Raw genomic sequence first — 15,487 nt, 5'->3', positions numbered from 1 at the left:
CTTTACAAAAGGGGGGGAACCTGTATATAATAACTTTTGTCAGCTCGACGAGAACACAAACGGCCCGTTGGTCAAGCGGTTAAGACACCGCCCTTTCACGGCGGTAACACGGGTTCGAATCCCGTACGGGTCACCATTTGGAGGATTAGCTCAGCTGGGAGAGCATCTGCCTTACAAGCAGAGGGTCGGCGGTTCGAGCCCGTCATCCTCCACCATCTTGCCGGTGTAGCTCAATTGGTAGAGCAACTGACTTGTAATCAGTAGGTTGGGGGTTCAAGTCCTCTTGCCGGCACTGTTTTTTCTAAAAATATGGAGGGGTAGCGAAGTGGCTAAACGCGGCGGACTGTAAATCCGCTCCCTCAGGGTTCGGCAGTTCGAATCTGCCCCCCTCCACCATTATTGGGCTATAGCCAAGCGGTAAGGCAACGGACTTTGACTCCGTCATGCGTTGGTTCGAATCCAGCTAGCCCAGTCACAGACACCTTTGACCAAAAGGTGTCTTTTTTCTTTTTGGAAAATCCTTCCAACTTCTAACTGTTCAGTCTGTGTAATAATTTTAAAAATATGTTAAGGTAGTTTATTCACGAATTGCCATCTACACCCTGCCAAAAATTTGTTAAACTTATTTTATAAAAAAATTGAAACCTTTAGAAACGAAGCTCGTATACATACAGACCGGTGAAGGCAGAGGTTAGATAAATATGGAAATGATGATTAAAAAGAGAATTAAGCAAGTCAAAAAAGGCGATCAAAATGCATTTGCGGACATCGTAGATATTTACAAGGATAAAATTTATCAGCTTTGCTACCGTATGCTTGGCAATGTGCATGAGGCGGAAGATATCGCACAAGAGGCTTTCATCAGAGCGTATGTCAATATCGACAGTTTTGATATCAACCGGAAATTTTCAACTTGGCTTTATAGAATTGCGACCAACTTGACCATTGACCGCATACGCAAAAAGAAGCCGGATTATTACCTCGATGCAGAAGTGGCGGGTACAGAAGGCTTGACGATGTATTCCCAAATCGCCGCAGATGGAGTTTTGCCCGAAGATGCAGTCGTATCGCTGGAGCTTTCACACACGATTCAGCAGAAAATTTTAAAGCTTCCTGACAAATATAGAACTGTCATCGTGTTGAAGTATATTGATGAACTCTCATTAATTGAAATCGGCGAGATTCTGAACATTCCTGTGGGAACGGTAAAAACACGGATTCACAGAGGCAGAGAGGCTCTTAGAAAACAATTAAGGGATCTTTAAGTGGGGTGATGAAATGAGCTGTCCTGAACAAATTGTGCAGCTTATGCATATGCATCTTGATGGAGATATCCCTCCGAAAGATGAACAAGTATTAAAAGAACACCTGGAGGCATGCGAGGAATGCAGAAAGCATTTTTATGAGATGGAAAAATCCATCGCGCTCGTCCGGAGCACATCGCATGTCGAAGCCCCCGCCGATTTTACCGCTAACGTCATGGCGAAATTGCCTAAGGAGAAGAAAAGAGCTTCTGTGAAAAGATGGTTCAGATCCCATCCGGTTATCGCGGCTGCTGCGGTATTCATCATTTTGATGGGCGGAGGGTTGTTAAACAGCTGGCACAATGACCATAACTTCAGCGTGTCGAAGCAGCCGAATCTGGTCGTGCACAACAACACTGTGATCGTGCCTGAAGGTGAGACGATCAAAGGTGATGTCACCGTCAAAAACGGCAAGCTAATTATTAAAGGGAAAATAGATGGGGATGTAACCGTTGTAAACGGAGAAAAGTATATGGCCTCTGCTGGACAAGTCACCGGTCAAATAGAGGAGATTAATCAATTATTCGACTGGACATGGTATAAAATGAAGTCTGCGGGGAAAAGTGTATTCAATGCATTAGACCCGAACGGAGAAGAGTAAAGCGTGTGGTGCGCTTTACTCTTTTTTAGGTTCTCAAACGGCTGGCATATTTCACTTGCCAAAACGAAATGTGGTATAATGGGCTCGCTATGTAAAGTACATATGCGTAACACATGAAACTTCAAAATACGAAATGACTGAATTCTTGGAGGACGAGGAAATGGCTTTTGAGGATATCCCTTTTTTGCAGTACCTCGGCAATGCCGTTGATATTCTCCTTGTTTGGTATGTGATATATAAACTGATTATGGTGATACGCGGCACGAAGGCGGTTCAGCTCTTAAAAGGAATCGTTGTAATCGTGCTTGTCCGTATGGCCAGTCAATATTTGGGCCTCGGCACGCTTCAGTGGCTGATGGACCAAGCGATAACATGGGGATTTTTAGCAATTATTATTATCTTTCAGCCAGAGCTGAGAAGAGCGCTTGAACAGCTTGGACGGGGCCGTTTCTTCTCAAGGAGCGGCACGCCTGTTGAGGAAGCGCAGCAGAAAACAATTGAGGCTATAACGAAAGCCATCAATTATATGGCGAAACGCCGGATCGGCGCCCTTTTAACCATTGAGCGGGATACGGGTATGGGGGATTATATTGAAACGGGCATTCCTTTAAATGCAAAGGTCAGCTCTGAGCTCTTGATCAATATTTTTATCCCGAATACACCGCTTCATGACGGAGCGGTCATTATGAAAAATAATGAAATTGCCGCTGCGGCCTGTTATCTGCCGCTTTCTGAAAGCCCGTTCATTTCAAAAGAACTGGGAACGCGGCACAGGGCTGCTGTCGGAATCAGTGAAGTTACAGACAGTTTGACGATTATCGTGTCTGAAGAGACTGGCGGCGTCAGTGTGGCGAGGAATGGCGACCTTCACAGAGAGCTGACGGAAGAAGCGCTGAAAGAAATGCTTGAAGCAGAGTTTAAGAAGAACACCAGAGAGACTTCTTCTAACCGCTGGTATTGGAGGGGCAAGAAAAATGGATAAATTCTTAAACAACCGCTGGGCTGTGAAAGTCATTGCGCTGCTTTTCGCGCTCTTGCTTTATGTAGCGGTTAACAGCAACCAAGCACCAACTCCGAAAAAACCCGGTGAATCATTTTTTCCGACATCTACAACTGATGAAGCAACACTGACTGATATACCGGTTAAAGCATATTACGATGATGAAAATTATGTCGTAACGGGCGTTCCGCAAACGGTGAATGTCACGATTAAAGGCTCGACAAGCGCCGTGAAGAAGGCGAGACAGACAAAGAATTTTGAAATATACGCGGATATGGAGAAGCTGAAAACCGGCACACATAAGGTCGAGCTTAAGGCCAAAAACGTGTCGGATGGGCTGACGATATCCATTAACCCATCCGTAACGACCGTCACCATTCAAGAACGCACGTCAGAAAGCTTTCCTGTTGAAGTGGAGTACTACAACAAAAGCAAAATGAAAAAAGGCTATTCTCCGGAGCAGCCGATTGTCAGTCCTAAAAATGTACAGATTACCGGTTCTAAAGCCGTGATTGATAATATTTCTCTTGTGAAAGCTTCGGTAAACCTGGAAAATGCAGATGAAACGATTGAAAAGGAAGCGAAAGTGACTGTCTATGATAAAGACGGGAACGCGCTTCCTGTCGATGTGGAGCCATCGGTCATCAAAATAACCGTTCCGGTGACAAGTCCGAGTAAAAAAGTGCCCTTTAAAATCGAACGGACAGGAAGCCTTCCTGACGGGGTCAGCATAGCGAATATCGAATCAAGTCCCAGCGAGGTGACGGTTTACGGCTCGCAGGATGTCTTGGATTCTCTTGAATTTATAGACGGCGTCAGCTTAGATTTAAGCAAAATCAAAAAGGATACCGATATCGAGGCTGATATTCCGCTTCCTGACGGCGTCAAAAAAATCTCGCCGTCAAAGGTGACGTTGCATATAGAAGTAGATAGCGAAGCGGATCACACATTTGAGAATGTCCCTATTAAGACTGTAGGGCTGAGCAGCTCACAGAATATAGAATTTCTGGATCCGAAGTCACAAACGGTAGACGTGACGGCCAAAGGCTCTCCCGGGAACATAAAAAAATTGCAGAAATCAGACATAGAATTATATGTGAATGTATCTGATTTAGATGACGGAGAGCACAGTGTGAAGCTTGAAGTAAACGGACCTCAAAATGTAACCTGGTCCTTGGGACAGAAAAACGCAAAAATCAAGCTTACATCTAAAAAAACGAATACGACAACAAAAGATAACAGCAATACGACGTCAGGGAACCAGGATGACACTGATGACAAGACGAATGGCAAAAAGAATAATCAGCGAGAAGATACAACGAACAGCGATAAAAACAGTGATGATCAAAAACAAGACGAAAACCAAGATCAAAATCAGGATCAGAATGAAGATGAATCAAATACAGGTTCACAATCTTCATCAGAATAAAAAAGGAGCGATTATAAAATGGGCAAGTATTTTGGAACAGATGGTGTAAGAGGTGTTGCCAACAGCGAGCTTACGCCTGAGCTGGCCTTTAAAGTCGGACGTTTCGGCGGGTATGTGCTGACAAAAGATAAACAACGTCCAAAAGTGCTGATAGGCCGCGATACACGCATCTCCGGCCATATGCTGGAGGGAGCCCTTGTCGCCGGACTTTTATCAATTGGCGCAGAAGTGATGCGTCTGGGAGTCATTTCTACCCCTGGTGTTTCCTATTTAACAAAAGCGATGGATGCAGAGGCTGGCGTCATGATTTCTGCTTCTCATAACCCAGTGCAGGATAACGGAATCAAGTTCTTTGGAGGAGACGGATTTAAGCTTTCTGATGAACAGGAGGCTGAAATTGAGCGTCTGATGGATGAACCGGAGGATAAGCTGCCAAGACCAGTTGGCGCCGATTTGGGACTTGTAAACGACTATTTTGAAGGCGGCCAAAAGTACCTGCAATTCTTAAAACAGACTGCTGACGAAGATTTTACAGGCATTCATGTTGCGCTGGATTGCGCACACGGAGCGACGTCATCGCTGGCGACACACTTGTTTGCCGATTTAGACGCCGATGTGTCGACAATGGGAACTTCTCCGAACGGATTAAATATCAATGACGGAGTCGGATCGACCCATCCTGAAGCGCTCAGTGCGTTTGTAAAAGAGAAAAATGCTGATATCGGCCTTGCGTTCGACGGCGACGGCGACCGCCTGATCGCAGTCGACGAAAAAGGAAATATCGTTGACGGCGACCAAATCATGTACATATGCTCAAAATACCTGAAATCAGAGGGCCGCTTAAAGGACGATACGGTTGTTTCCACTGTCATGAGCAACCTCGGTTTCTATAAAGCGCTTGAAAAAGAAGGGATAAAAAGCGTGCAGACGGCTGTGGGTGACCGCTACGTGGTTGAGGCGATGAAAAAAGACGGCTACAATGTCGGCGGAGAACAGTCCGGCCACTTAATTTTCCTTGATTACAACACAACAGGGGACGGATTATTGTCCGCTATTATGCTGATGAATACATTAAAAGCGACAGGCAAGCCGCTTTCAGAGCTTGCGGCTGAAATGCAGAAGTTTCCGCAGCTTTTAGTCAATGTGAGAGTAACTGATAAATATAAAGTCGAAGAAAATGAAAGAGTAAAAGCTGTTATTTCTGAGGTTGAAAAAGAAATGAACGGCGACGGCCGGATTTTAGTGCGCCCATCTGGCACTGAACCGCTCGTTCGTGTCATGGCTGAAGCGAAGACGAAAGAACTGTGTGATGACTATGTTAATCGCATTGTTGAAGTCGTCCGGTCAGAAATGGGATTAGAGTAACGAAATCTTTAAACAGAGAGCGAACAAGACAAGTGCGACTCACATATGATAATTGTGAGACAGGCGGCAAAGTTGTTTAAAAAACAATTGACCATTCTTGGCACATGCTGTAAAATCAAGCTTGTCTTGTTCTTGTTTTCTCGAGGCAGGAAAGACGGGATTTTGTTTCACTTATAATTATAGCGCCCGAACTAAGCGCCCGAAAAAAGGCTTAGTTGACGAGGATGGAGGTTATCGATTTTTCGGCGGATGCCTCCCGGCTGAGTATACAGATCACAGCCGTAAGGATTTCTTCAAACCAAGGAGGCGACTCCTTGCACAAAGGGAAATCACATGATCTTCCATAAAACATGTAGGAGGGGACGATTGAAAGTCCCCTTGAAAAATGACTTTCTTCGTCTCCTTTTACAATCTTAGGAGGAAGAAATTATGTGTGGAATCGTAGGTTATATCGGTCAGCTTGATGCGAAGGAAATTTTGCTGAAAGGGTTAGAGAAGCTTGAGTACCGCGGCTATGACTCTGCGGGTATCGCAGTTGCCAACGAACAGGGGATCCATGTGTTTAAAGAAAAAGGACGCATTGCCGATCTTCGTGAGGTTGTGGATGCCAATGTTGGAGCCAAAGCAGGAATTGGCCATACTCGCTGGGCAACACACGGCGAACCAAGCTATCTAAACGCTCACCCGCATCAAAGCGCACTGGGCCGCTTTACACTTGTTCATAACGGCGTGATCGAAAACTACGTTCAGCTAAAACAGGACTTTTTACAAGATGTAGAGCTCAAAAGTGACACCGATACAGAGGTAGTCGTTCAAGTAATCGAGCAATTTGTCAACGGAGGACTTGATACAGAAGAAGCGTTCCGCAAAACACTTACACTGTTAAAAGGCTCTTATGCAATTGCTCTATTCGATAACGACAACAGAGAAACGATTTTTGTAGCGAAAAACAAAAGCCCTCTATTAGTTGGACTTGGAGATACATTCAACGTCGTGGCGTCTGATGCGATGGCAATGCTTCAAGTCACAAACGAATATGTAGAGCTGATGGATAAAGAAATGGTTATCGTCACTGATGATCAAGTTGTCATCAAAAACCTTGATGGCGACGTTATTTCACGTGCGTCTTATATCGCTGAGCTGGATGCCAGTGATATCGAAAAAGGCACGTACCCTCACTACATGTTGAAAGAAACGGATGAGCAGCCAGTTGTCATGCGCAAAATCATCCAAACGTATCAAGATGAAAACGGCAAACTGTCTGTACCTGGCGATATCGCTGAGGCTGTAGCGGAAGCGGACCGCATCTATATCATTGGCTGCGGAACGAGCTACCATGCAGGACTTGTCGGTAAACAATATATTGAAATGTGGGCAAACGTGCCGGTTGAAGTGCATGTAGCGAGTGAATTCTCTTACAACATGCCGCTTCTGTCTAAGAAACCGCTCTTTATTTTCCTTTCCCAAAGCGGAGAAACAGCTGACAGCCGCGCGGTTCTTGTTCAAGTCAAAGCACTCGGACACAAAGCGCTGACGATCACAAACGTACCGGGATCAACGCTTTCCCGTGAAGCTGACTACACATTGCTGCTTCATGCAGGCCCTGAAATTGCTGTTGCTTCAACGAAAGCATACACTGCACAGATCGCTGTTCTTGCGGTTCTTGCATCTGTAGCTGCTGATAAAAACGGCATTGATATCGGATTTGACCTCGTCAAAGAACTCGGAATCGCGGCAAACGCAATGGAAGCCCTTTGCGACCAGAAAGACGAAATGGAAATGATCGCCCGTGAATACCTGACTGTATCCAGAAACGCTTTCTTCATCGGACGCGGACTCGACTACTTCGTATGTGTCGAAGGCGCACTGAAGCTGAAAGAGATTTCTTACATCCAGGCAGAAGGCTTTGCTGGCGGAGAACTGAAGCACGGCACGATTGCCTTGATCGAACAAGGTACACCAGTATTCGCACTGGCAACACAAGAGCACGTAAATCTAAGCATCCGCGGAAACGTCAAAGAAGTTGCCGCTCGCGGAGCCAACACATGCATCATCTCACTGAAAGGCCTAGACGATGCGGATGACAGATTCGTACTACCGGAAGTAAACCCAGCGCTTGCTCCGTTGGTATCTGTTGTTCCATTGCAACTGATCGCTTACTATGCTGCACTGCATCGCGGCTGTGATGTTGATAAGCCGCGTAACCTTGCGAAGAGTGTTACTGTGGAATAATAAATGTTTAACCCCTTTGGATATGATTGTCTAAAGGGGTGTTTTTATGTCCAAAAGAAAAGTGGAAAAATGTCGTGGTACAGGAACAGGTACAGACTATCGGCCATGGCTCAAGATTCAATATGTTTCCTCATTAGCTCGGTCAGCAAGATGAAAAGACCATTACGGTTTTTTATTCAAAATTAATAAAGGGCAAGGAATTCATGAAGTCGCACGTACAATTAAAATGAAAGAGGAGTTATTGAATGAGAATTTAAAGTTCATTCTCTTATTATTGAGTATATTCCGGTTTAAGGTGTAATTATTCAGTAAAGGACACGCCACAAATAAAAGGTAGCGTATGATTCCCATTTTTTCCATGGTAACGATATTTCTAAGATTTCATCTTTCGTAGGTTTTCGGTTCATATTACGTAATAATTTAATCGAATTCATAAGTCCCACATCATCGATTGGAAAAGCTGTCGGGAACCTAAGACAGCGCATTAGAACATAATTGGCTGTCCAAGGGCCGATTCCTCGTATTTTAGTTAAGTTCTTTTCAGCATCTTTAACGTTCATTTTCATGAATTTTTCCCTCGATAATTCTCTACTTTCCATTAATCTGGCAATTCCAATGATATATTCACTTTTTTTTACCGTCATTTTAATATCTGCTAGGTCGGTAGGTGTTAACCGTGCAATTCGTTCGTACGGTGGGAACACCCAATACTTTTTACCATTCCATTCGATAGAATCGCCAAATCCTTCTACAAATTGCTTCTTTAAGGAGTACGCGAAGGCTAAGTTAATTTGTTGCCCTAAAACGCCCCAACATAAAGCCTCAAATAAATCGGGAATGCCGATAACGCGTAATCCATAAAATTTTCGGGCAGGCATTTTAAGTAATGGATCTGCTTTTGCCATTTCATAAAATGGTTTTAAATCGTTATCTAGATCAAACCATTCATGAATATATTTTACAATCTCTTCCCGTTCCCACTTTTCAATAGGTCTAGAATCGTTTAGGAATTGAACAACCATTTGTTTATTATTGATTACGCTTACCTGTACTAAGGAGCGAATTTCACCTATGGCAATAACCTTTGTAATGATATCGTTCTCTATTTCATACATGCATTCATTTTTTTCCCTAGTTAGATAACCTAGGTTAGCATTCATGTCGAAATCTTCAGGTAATGTAATGACAATAACGTCATTGACTTCATGCCATATCACTTTTTCATTCTCCTTATCTTAAATAATTATAAGAAAACTCAAACTGATTGAAATTTTACTTTATCACATAATAAGCTTTACTCATTTTGTTATCTTGCTATTACATTCTAACCACCTTATTTTTTTCTATTTATGAGGTTATAGTGTAGTTATCAAGAATGCTAAACGGGAGTAGATAAAAATGGCCCAAGATATAAAAAACACGTGTCGAATATTTAAATTGGGATTAAATTTAAAATGAATTAGATGAGTAGGGAGTATATTGTAAGGAGAGGTGAGATAAATGCCGGATAGTATCAATAACGGACATAAAGAGAGCCATGATCATAGAATTTCGAATGATGTAGAAATAATAACAGATGAACAGTGGCAAGCAATTATAAATAATGATGCAGCGTACAATAATCAATTTTTATATGCTGTAAAGTCGACAGGGATATTCTGTAAACCATCCTGTAAATCTCGCGTTCCGAAAAAAGAGAATGTATGCATCTTTCCAAACGCAGAACAAGCTCTCCGCGCAAATTTTCGCCCTTGTAAACGTTGCAGGCCCACTAATGAAGATCTGCCTGATAGCGAGTGGATTGATTTCATTACTGAATACATTGATAAAAATTTCACAGAAAAATTAACTCTAGAATCGTTAGCAAATATTTGTCATGGGAGTCCGTATCATATGCATCGAACATTTAAAAAGATTAAAGGCATAACGCTGGTTGAGTATATACAGCAAGTTAGAGTACACGCGGCCAAAAAGTATTTGATTCAAACAAATAAAGCGATTGGGGATATCGCCATATGTGTGGGTATGGCCAACGCGTCTTATTTTATTACCTTATTTAAAAAGAAAACTGGAAAGACACCAGCACAATTTCGTCAAATGAGTAAAGTGGAGGAAACGTACAATGGAAACAAAGAGTAAACCAACCCTTTATTGGTCTTTACTAATGTTTAAGGATTGGAATTTGTATATTGCTTCAACGTCAAAGGGGCTTGTGTTTGTAGGTTCACAGAACAAACCATTCGAGGAATTGTTCGAATGGGCTAAGAAACGCTTTCCAGGAAGTCCTCTTGTTGAAGATGATGAAAAGCTTGAGCCCTATGTCGTTGAAATTACTCAGTATCTAGAAGGAAACCGGAAAAACTTTACTGTTCCAATTGAGTACGCAGGTACGACATTTCAGCTAGCAGTCTGGAATGCACTTTGTGAAATCCCTTATGGACAAACGAAATCCTATTCCGACATTGCAAATGATATAAATAAACCCGCAGCTGTTCGAGCTGTAGGCGCGGCTATTGGGGCTAATCCGGCATTAATTACTGTACCGTGCCATCGTGTAATAGGAAAGAATGGCTCATTAACTGGCTATCGGGGTGGATTTGAAATGAAGACACTGCTCCTCGATCTGGAAAAGCAAGCTTCATCTAGCAATGAGTAATAAAATGAGTTTTAATGTAAGAACAGTTACTATGCTTTTTAAAACCAGTAGTTATGTAAATGTCGTAGTTCATTTAAACCAGCGATGCAGAAACTACCATCATTTCATGGGTTAATAGAATGGTAGATATGATGAGCCTTGGTTAAATGTTCAGGATGTATCTTCAGAGGGAAGGAAGGGTTTGATACGTCATTCTCTGTATTCCAACAGCTTGACAACTTTTAAAATTTAGCATATCTTATATGTAACTTAATAATCGGCGCAGATGTTGATTTTCGTTTGTTAAAATAATTAGGACTTTAGCATCCTTTTAATATTTATTTTTAATCTTGACTGGATGAAAAAGTATCTAATAAACAAAGAAGAGAAACATAAATCGTTTGATTTTATAATTAAAGGACGAAATAAAGGTTTTAACGATGACTTCTTTAGAGGAAGTTAAAACATAGCATAAAGTAAAATGACCCATAATAAGGTAGCTCTTCAAAAAACTTCGCAGAAGTTAGTTGAAGTGAAGCCGACAATTTTCAAGATTCAATGATCTAGCATCATCATTGAAATTTTGAAGTTGTCGGCTTTTTTGTTGGAAAAAAATGGAGATAGATAAAAATTGTATTAAATAATAGAAAAAAATGATCTGATTTAAAGGTCTTTTGAACAATAACGAGATCTAAAAAAGGGAGAAGTTAGAATGTTAGTTTCGCTGAGCTTATCATCATTATTAACATTATTTTTTATTACACTTATTGCTTCTGGGATAAGTGGACTATTGTTTTTACATCCACGCGTACCCTTGAGTTATGTCCGCATTCATATTGGTATCTTGGCTTTACCGCCTTTGGTTTCCTTAGTGAATCTTGCCAAAAAGAGTGTGGAAGGAAATGTTGGCCCTTGGCACTTCGATTCCTTAGCTTGGTTAATGACTTTCTTTGTTTTGACAATTGGTTTAATCATTCAGCGTTTTTCTGTACGTTACTTAATGGGAGACCGATCTTATCGAAAATATTTTACGCTTTTTACTTTCACTACAGGTGCTGCTTCAATTGCATGGTTAAGTGGTGATCTCCGCTTGATGGTTCTATTTTGGGGAGCCACTCTTGTCGGTTTAACCCTGCTTATAAGGTTAAACAGTGCTTGGCAAGTGGCCAGTGAAGCAGCCAAGGTTTCTGGCCGATTATTTTTGGTAAGCTGGCTTTCTTTGTGTTTCGCGATGGTTTGGCTTTTTCAAGTTACAGGTCAATGGCAGTTATCATTGGTATTAACAAATGAAAGCTTATCTCAATTTGGGGCATGGGAGAGAACAGGGATTAATCTATTGATTGTATTAGCAGTGATGATTCCTGCGGCTCAATGGCCATTCCAAAGATGGTTAATTGAGTCTATTGTTGCTCCAACTCCTGTTTCTGCGATTATGCATGCAGGTTTAGTAAATGCAGGCGGGATCATACTGGCTCGATTTTCACCTCTATTTAATGGTGGAATAGCTTCGATTATTTTACTTATGCTTGCTAGCATCTCAGTATTGATTGGAACTGGCATTAGTTTAGTCCAGGTTGATTATAAACGCCAGCTAGTAGGCTCCACGATTGCACAAATGGGGTTCATGCTCATTCAGTGCGCATTAGGAGCCTATATCGCAGCCATTATTCATCTTATTTTACATGGTTTATTCAAAGCTACGTTGTTTTTACAGGCTGGTTCGGCAGTACGGCGTCATGAAGTATCAGCTCGCGCTAATAAAGGAACATCCTATTTATGGATCATGGCTGGTCGGTTTTTATCCTTAGGTATAGGCGTTGCTTTTTGGCTCGCTGCTCCTGGAGAGGGGTATCAATTCATTAGTGCGCTGATCTTAGGGTGGTCATTGTCCGTTTCTTGGACTCAGCTTGTAGCTTTTGGAGAGGGAAGATTGGGTCGAATTGCCGGCTTAACATGTTTAGGCGGAGCAGCCTTTGTTTATTTTATCATTCATAACCTCTTCTATAAGTGGCTGCATACAAGCGTTTTTCAAAGTGTTCAACCTCCAATGTCAGCTGTCATCATTGTCGTATGTCTCTTACTATTTGGCAGTGCTTTAGGTACTTGGGTTGCTCGTCATCGTTCTTCCGTTTTCTCCGCGGTGATCTATCTTTGGTTAGTGCGTTTAGGTGAAGCAAAACCAAAGTCAGTAGAGAGTCACCCAGACTACCTTAAACAATATTTATCATAAGGAGCTAATCAGAGATGGGCATTACATCCGTATTAACGAAAGAAAATGTAAAAAACAAAGATACAGATATTGATGTTCAACAGTGTGATATTCACGGTTTAATTACATCTGCCAGCCGAGTCATTGCGCCACTCTGGCCTATTTCTACATTTGCTGCACGTAATCCGTGGATGGGACTTGAAAACCAACCTTTTGATCAGGTTGCAAGCTGGCTGAAAAATACTCGTGATGTTGATATATATCCTAGTGTGTCTATGATCCGTTCAGCAAAGAATAAAGGCGAGATTGATGAAGACTTTTTGGAAATGGGGCTACAGCGTTGGCTTGATTCACATTCTTTTAACATCCCACGGGACGTGGCAGAGCGATTTTGTCATGCTGGATTAAAATTAGAACCACTGCCTTCCAACCTTTTATCATCACATAAGCTGGAGCAATTGGTGAATGAATGCAGTGGACTGGATCATATCGAGAATGTTTTTATGCAACCAATCAGTTCGTATATCGAGAATCAGGATGGTGAAAGGTTAGTCAATATACTGGATCACCATGTTATTAAGTGGTCTAAATTATATCTTGATGACTCTCAAGCAGGTTGGACAATGCCAAATCGTGAGGAAGGTTTCTATCGTGCCTGGCAGCATCTCATTCAATATGATCCAGCACTTAGTAAAAAGCAGCGTGAAAGGTTAAAAGGCTGGCCGCAAGAGGCACATTTGGCTTTACAAAAAGCGTTATTCGCGTTAGAAATCCCCGAATCAGAAATCCAGCGTTATCTTGAAGGTCATTTACTTTCCTTACCTGGATGGGCAGGGATGATGCTATGGCGCTCCCAACAATCGAGCCAAGAACATGCACTCCTAACAGAATATTTAGCAGTTCGAATATCTATGGAGTGGGCCCTTATAAAGCCATATTTACCTTTCACTAATAAACGATCTGAGAAAAACGTTTCGATTCCTCCCCTTTTAGCAGCTTGGATTCACTGGGGGGGACTTACATTAGAGGAATGGTCACAGATGTCGGCTGATGAACAAAACGAATATTTATCATTTGCCTACAGCTTTGATGAGAAACTTCGCAGGAAACTTTGGTTAGAAGCTTGGGAACAAACATACACTGATCGATTAAGTCAGAAGATTATCTCGAAGCAACGTGAAACCAATGGTAAAAAATCTGCATTAGCTCAATTAGCATTCTGTATCGATGTCCGATCAGAACCTTTTCGTCGTCAACTGGAAAAAGAAGGGCCGTTTGAAACGATTGGTATGGCTGGTTTCTTCGGGGTGCCAATTGCAACTTGTGAACTTGGCAGTAAACACAGTCATGCCTCCTTGCCGATCATACAAAAACCACAACATAAAGTTAAAGAGTTTGTAGATGAAGATGTACTCGAAAAATACAACCAACGAACGCAAGCGTTTCATTCTTTAAGCCATACATTTAAAACGATGAAGCAGAATGTGCTTTCGAACTTACTACTGCCTGAGCTAAGTGGACCTTGGCTTACTCTGCAAATGGCAGCCCGTAGCTTTGTGCCAAGAAAGGCGGGTCGTTTCATTCGTCATCTCCGTGAGGCTTGGTTGCGCAAACCTGATACAAAACTCTCGCTTCATCATGATGCTACAGAGGCAGAAATACCTTTGGGTTTTACTGATGAAGAAAAAGTAAACTATGCTCGCCAAGCATTAAAAATGATGGGGTTAACAGAGAATATCGCCCCATTGGTCGTGATTTGCGGACATGGCAGTCAAAGCACCAATAATCCTTATGCCGCTGCTCTTGATTGTGGTGCCTGCGGTGGAGCGGCCGGTGGATTCAATGCAAGAGTTTTAGCTGCTTTATGTAATCTTTCAGAGGTAAGAGAAGCTCTATTAACTGAAGGAATGAAAATCCCTGAGGATACGGTTTTTGCTGCTGCTGAACATAATACAACGGTGGATGAATTACACTGGCTTTATGTACCAGAGCTTTCCGAAGCTGCACAGGAAGCATTTGACCATATTGAAGCTATTATGCCGAAAGTGAGACATAACGTTAATGCAGAACGTCTGGCCCAATTACCGAATGTCCAATCGAAACTTAAAAACCCGAAGGCTGAGGCACACCGATTTGCGGAAGATTGGAGTGAGATACGTCCGGAATGGGGACTGGCTCGTAATGCCGCTTTTATTATCGGCCAACGTGAACTCACTCAGGATTGTGATTTGGAAGGAAGAGCCTTTCTTCATAATTATGATTGGAAGCAGGATGAAAACGGTGAACTCCTAGCAAATATTATCGCAGGACCTGGAACTGTGGCCCAATGGATTAATTTACAATATTACGCATCAACAGTAGCACCTCATTATTATGGCAGCGGAAATAAAGCAACTCAAACCGTTACTGCAGGTCTCGGAGTTATGCAGGGGAATGCAAGTGACTTGTTAGCCGGACTGCCTTGGCAATCCGTCATGCAATCAGATCATGAGGCTTATCATTCTCCTCTTCGTTTGTTGATTGTTATCCAAGCACCTAGACAGCATGTAGAACAGCTATTAAATAATGACCCAGTATTTCTGCAGAAAGTTCAAAATGGATGGGTTCGACTGGCTAGTATTGATCCAGAAGGATGTTGGGAAAGCTGGTAATTATAATTTTAAACAGTTATCAAATGGATTTGTTACTCAATATAAAAATGATAAACATATA

General features: G+C 42.2%; 11 protein-coding genes and 5 tRNA genes. 15 read left to right on the top strand and 1 reads right to left on the bottom strand.

All coding sequences use genetic code 11. The features are described from left to right. Window positions 1-61 precede the first annotated feature (61 nt). The 11 genes from NST16_RS17035 (at window position 62) to glmS (ending at window position 7,931) form a co-directional block, all read left to right on the top strand. A tRNA-Glu gene (locus NST16_RS17035) sits at window positions 62-136 on the top strand. A 3-nt stretch (window positions 137-139) separates the two neighbouring features. Further along, window positions 140-215 (top strand) — tRNA-Val (locus tag NST16_RS17030). Window positions 216-219: 4 nt separating this feature from the next. Then, window positions 220-292, top strand: a tRNA-Thr gene (locus tag NST16_RS17025). A 19-nt stretch (window positions 293-311) separates the two neighbouring features. Next, window positions 312-396, top strand: a tRNA-Tyr gene (locus NST16_RS17020). A gap of 4 nt (window positions 397-400) precedes the next feature. Then, window positions 401-472: transfer RNA gene (locus tag NST16_RS17015), tRNA-Gln, on the top strand. 229 nt (window positions 473-701) lie between these two features. Next, window positions 702-1,265, top strand: coding sequence for an RNA polymerase sigma factor SigW (gene sigW, locus NST16_RS17010; RefSeq protein WP_010332813.1), 564 nt, complete (start codon window positions 702-704; stop codon window positions 1,263-1,265). 13 nt (window positions 1,266-1,278) lie between these two features. Then, window positions 1,279-1,905 (top strand): anti-sigma-W factor RsiW, encoded by a 627-nt coding sequence (gene rsiW, locus NST16_RS17005; RefSeq protein ID WP_326330758.1) that lies wholly within the window; start codon window positions 1,279-1,281, stop codon window positions 1,903-1,905. 160 nt (window positions 1,906-2,065) lie between these two features. Further along, window positions 2,066-2,887, top strand: a complete 822-nt coding sequence (cdaA, locus tag NST16_RS17000) for a diadenylate cyclase CdaA (RefSeq protein WP_010332815.1) — start codon at window positions 2,066-2,068, stop codon at window positions 2,885-2,887. Further along, window positions 2,880-4,334, top strand: a complete 1,455-nt coding sequence (locus NST16_RS16995) for a CdaR family protein (RefSeq protein WP_010332816.1) — start codon at window positions 2,880-2,882, stop codon at window positions 4,332-4,334. Before cdaA ends, NST16_RS16995 begins: the two co-directional genes overlap by 8 nt. An 18-nt stretch (window positions 4,335-4,352) precedes the next feature. After that, complete coding sequence (gene glmM / locus NST16_RS16990) at window positions 4,353-5,699, top strand: phosphoglucosamine mutase (RefSeq protein ID WP_010332817.1); 1,347 nt, start codon at window positions 4,353-4,355, stop codon at window positions 5,697-5,699. 429 nt (window positions 5,700-6,128) lie between these two features. Then, the gene (gene glmS, locus NST16_RS16985; RefSeq protein ID WP_010332818.1) at window positions 6,129-7,931 is read left to right on the top strand and encodes a glutamine--fructose-6-phosphate transaminase (isomerizing); all 1,803 of its coding nucleotides are present in this window, start codon (window positions 6,129-6,131) and stop codon (window positions 7,929-7,931) included. Between the two features lie 305 nt (window positions 7,932-8,236). Here glmS and NST16_RS16975 read toward each other — a convergent pair whose 3' ends face one another. Next, window positions 8,237-9,148, bottom strand: coding sequence for a DNA glycosylase (locus tag NST16_RS16975; protein WP_340887715.1), 912 nt, complete (start codon window positions 9,146-9,148; stop codon window positions 8,237-8,239). 283 nt (window positions 9,149-9,431) lie between these two features. Here NST16_RS16975 and NST16_RS16970 point away from each other — a divergent pair, with 283 nt between their 5' ends. The 4 genes from NST16_RS16970 (at window position 9,432) to NST16_RS16955 (ending at window position 15,426) form a co-directional block, all read left to right on the top strand. Beyond that, window positions 9,432-10,070, top strand: coding sequence for a bifunctional transcriptional activator/DNA repair enzyme AdaA (locus NST16_RS16970; protein WP_340887713.1), 639 nt, complete (start codon window positions 9,432-9,434; stop codon window positions 10,068-10,070). Then, window positions 10,054-10,587 carry a methylated-DNA--[protein]-cysteine S-methyltransferase gene (adaB, locus tag NST16_RS16965; RefSeq protein ID WP_326331561.1) on the top strand — a complete coding sequence of 178 codons (534 nt, stop codon included), beginning with the start codon at window positions 10,054-10,056 and terminating at the stop codon, window positions 10,585-10,587. Before NST16_RS16970 ends, adaB begins: the two co-directional genes overlap by 17 nt. A gap of 691 nt (window positions 10,588-11,278) precedes the next feature. After that, a complete protein-coding gene (locus NST16_RS16960; RefSeq protein WP_340887710.1) occupies window positions 11,279-12,796 on the top strand; it encodes an NADH dehydrogenase subunit 5 in 1,518 nt (505 codons plus the stop codon). A gap of 14 nt (window positions 12,797-12,810) precedes the next feature. Further along, complete coding sequence (locus tag NST16_RS16955; protein ID WP_340887708.1) at window positions 12,811-15,426, top strand: DUF2309 domain-containing protein; 2,616 nt, start codon at window positions 12,811-12,813, stop codon at window positions 15,424-15,426. Window positions 15,427-15,487 lie beyond the last annotated feature (61 nt).

The organism is Bacillus sp. FSL K6-1005 (assembly GCF_038000225.1).
Lineage (GTDB): Bacteria > Bacillota > Bacilli > Bacillales > Bacillaceae > Bacillus > Bacillus mojavensis.
Note: the sequence above shows the minus strand (reverse complement) of the source record. Positions and strands in the feature narration are given on the sequence as shown.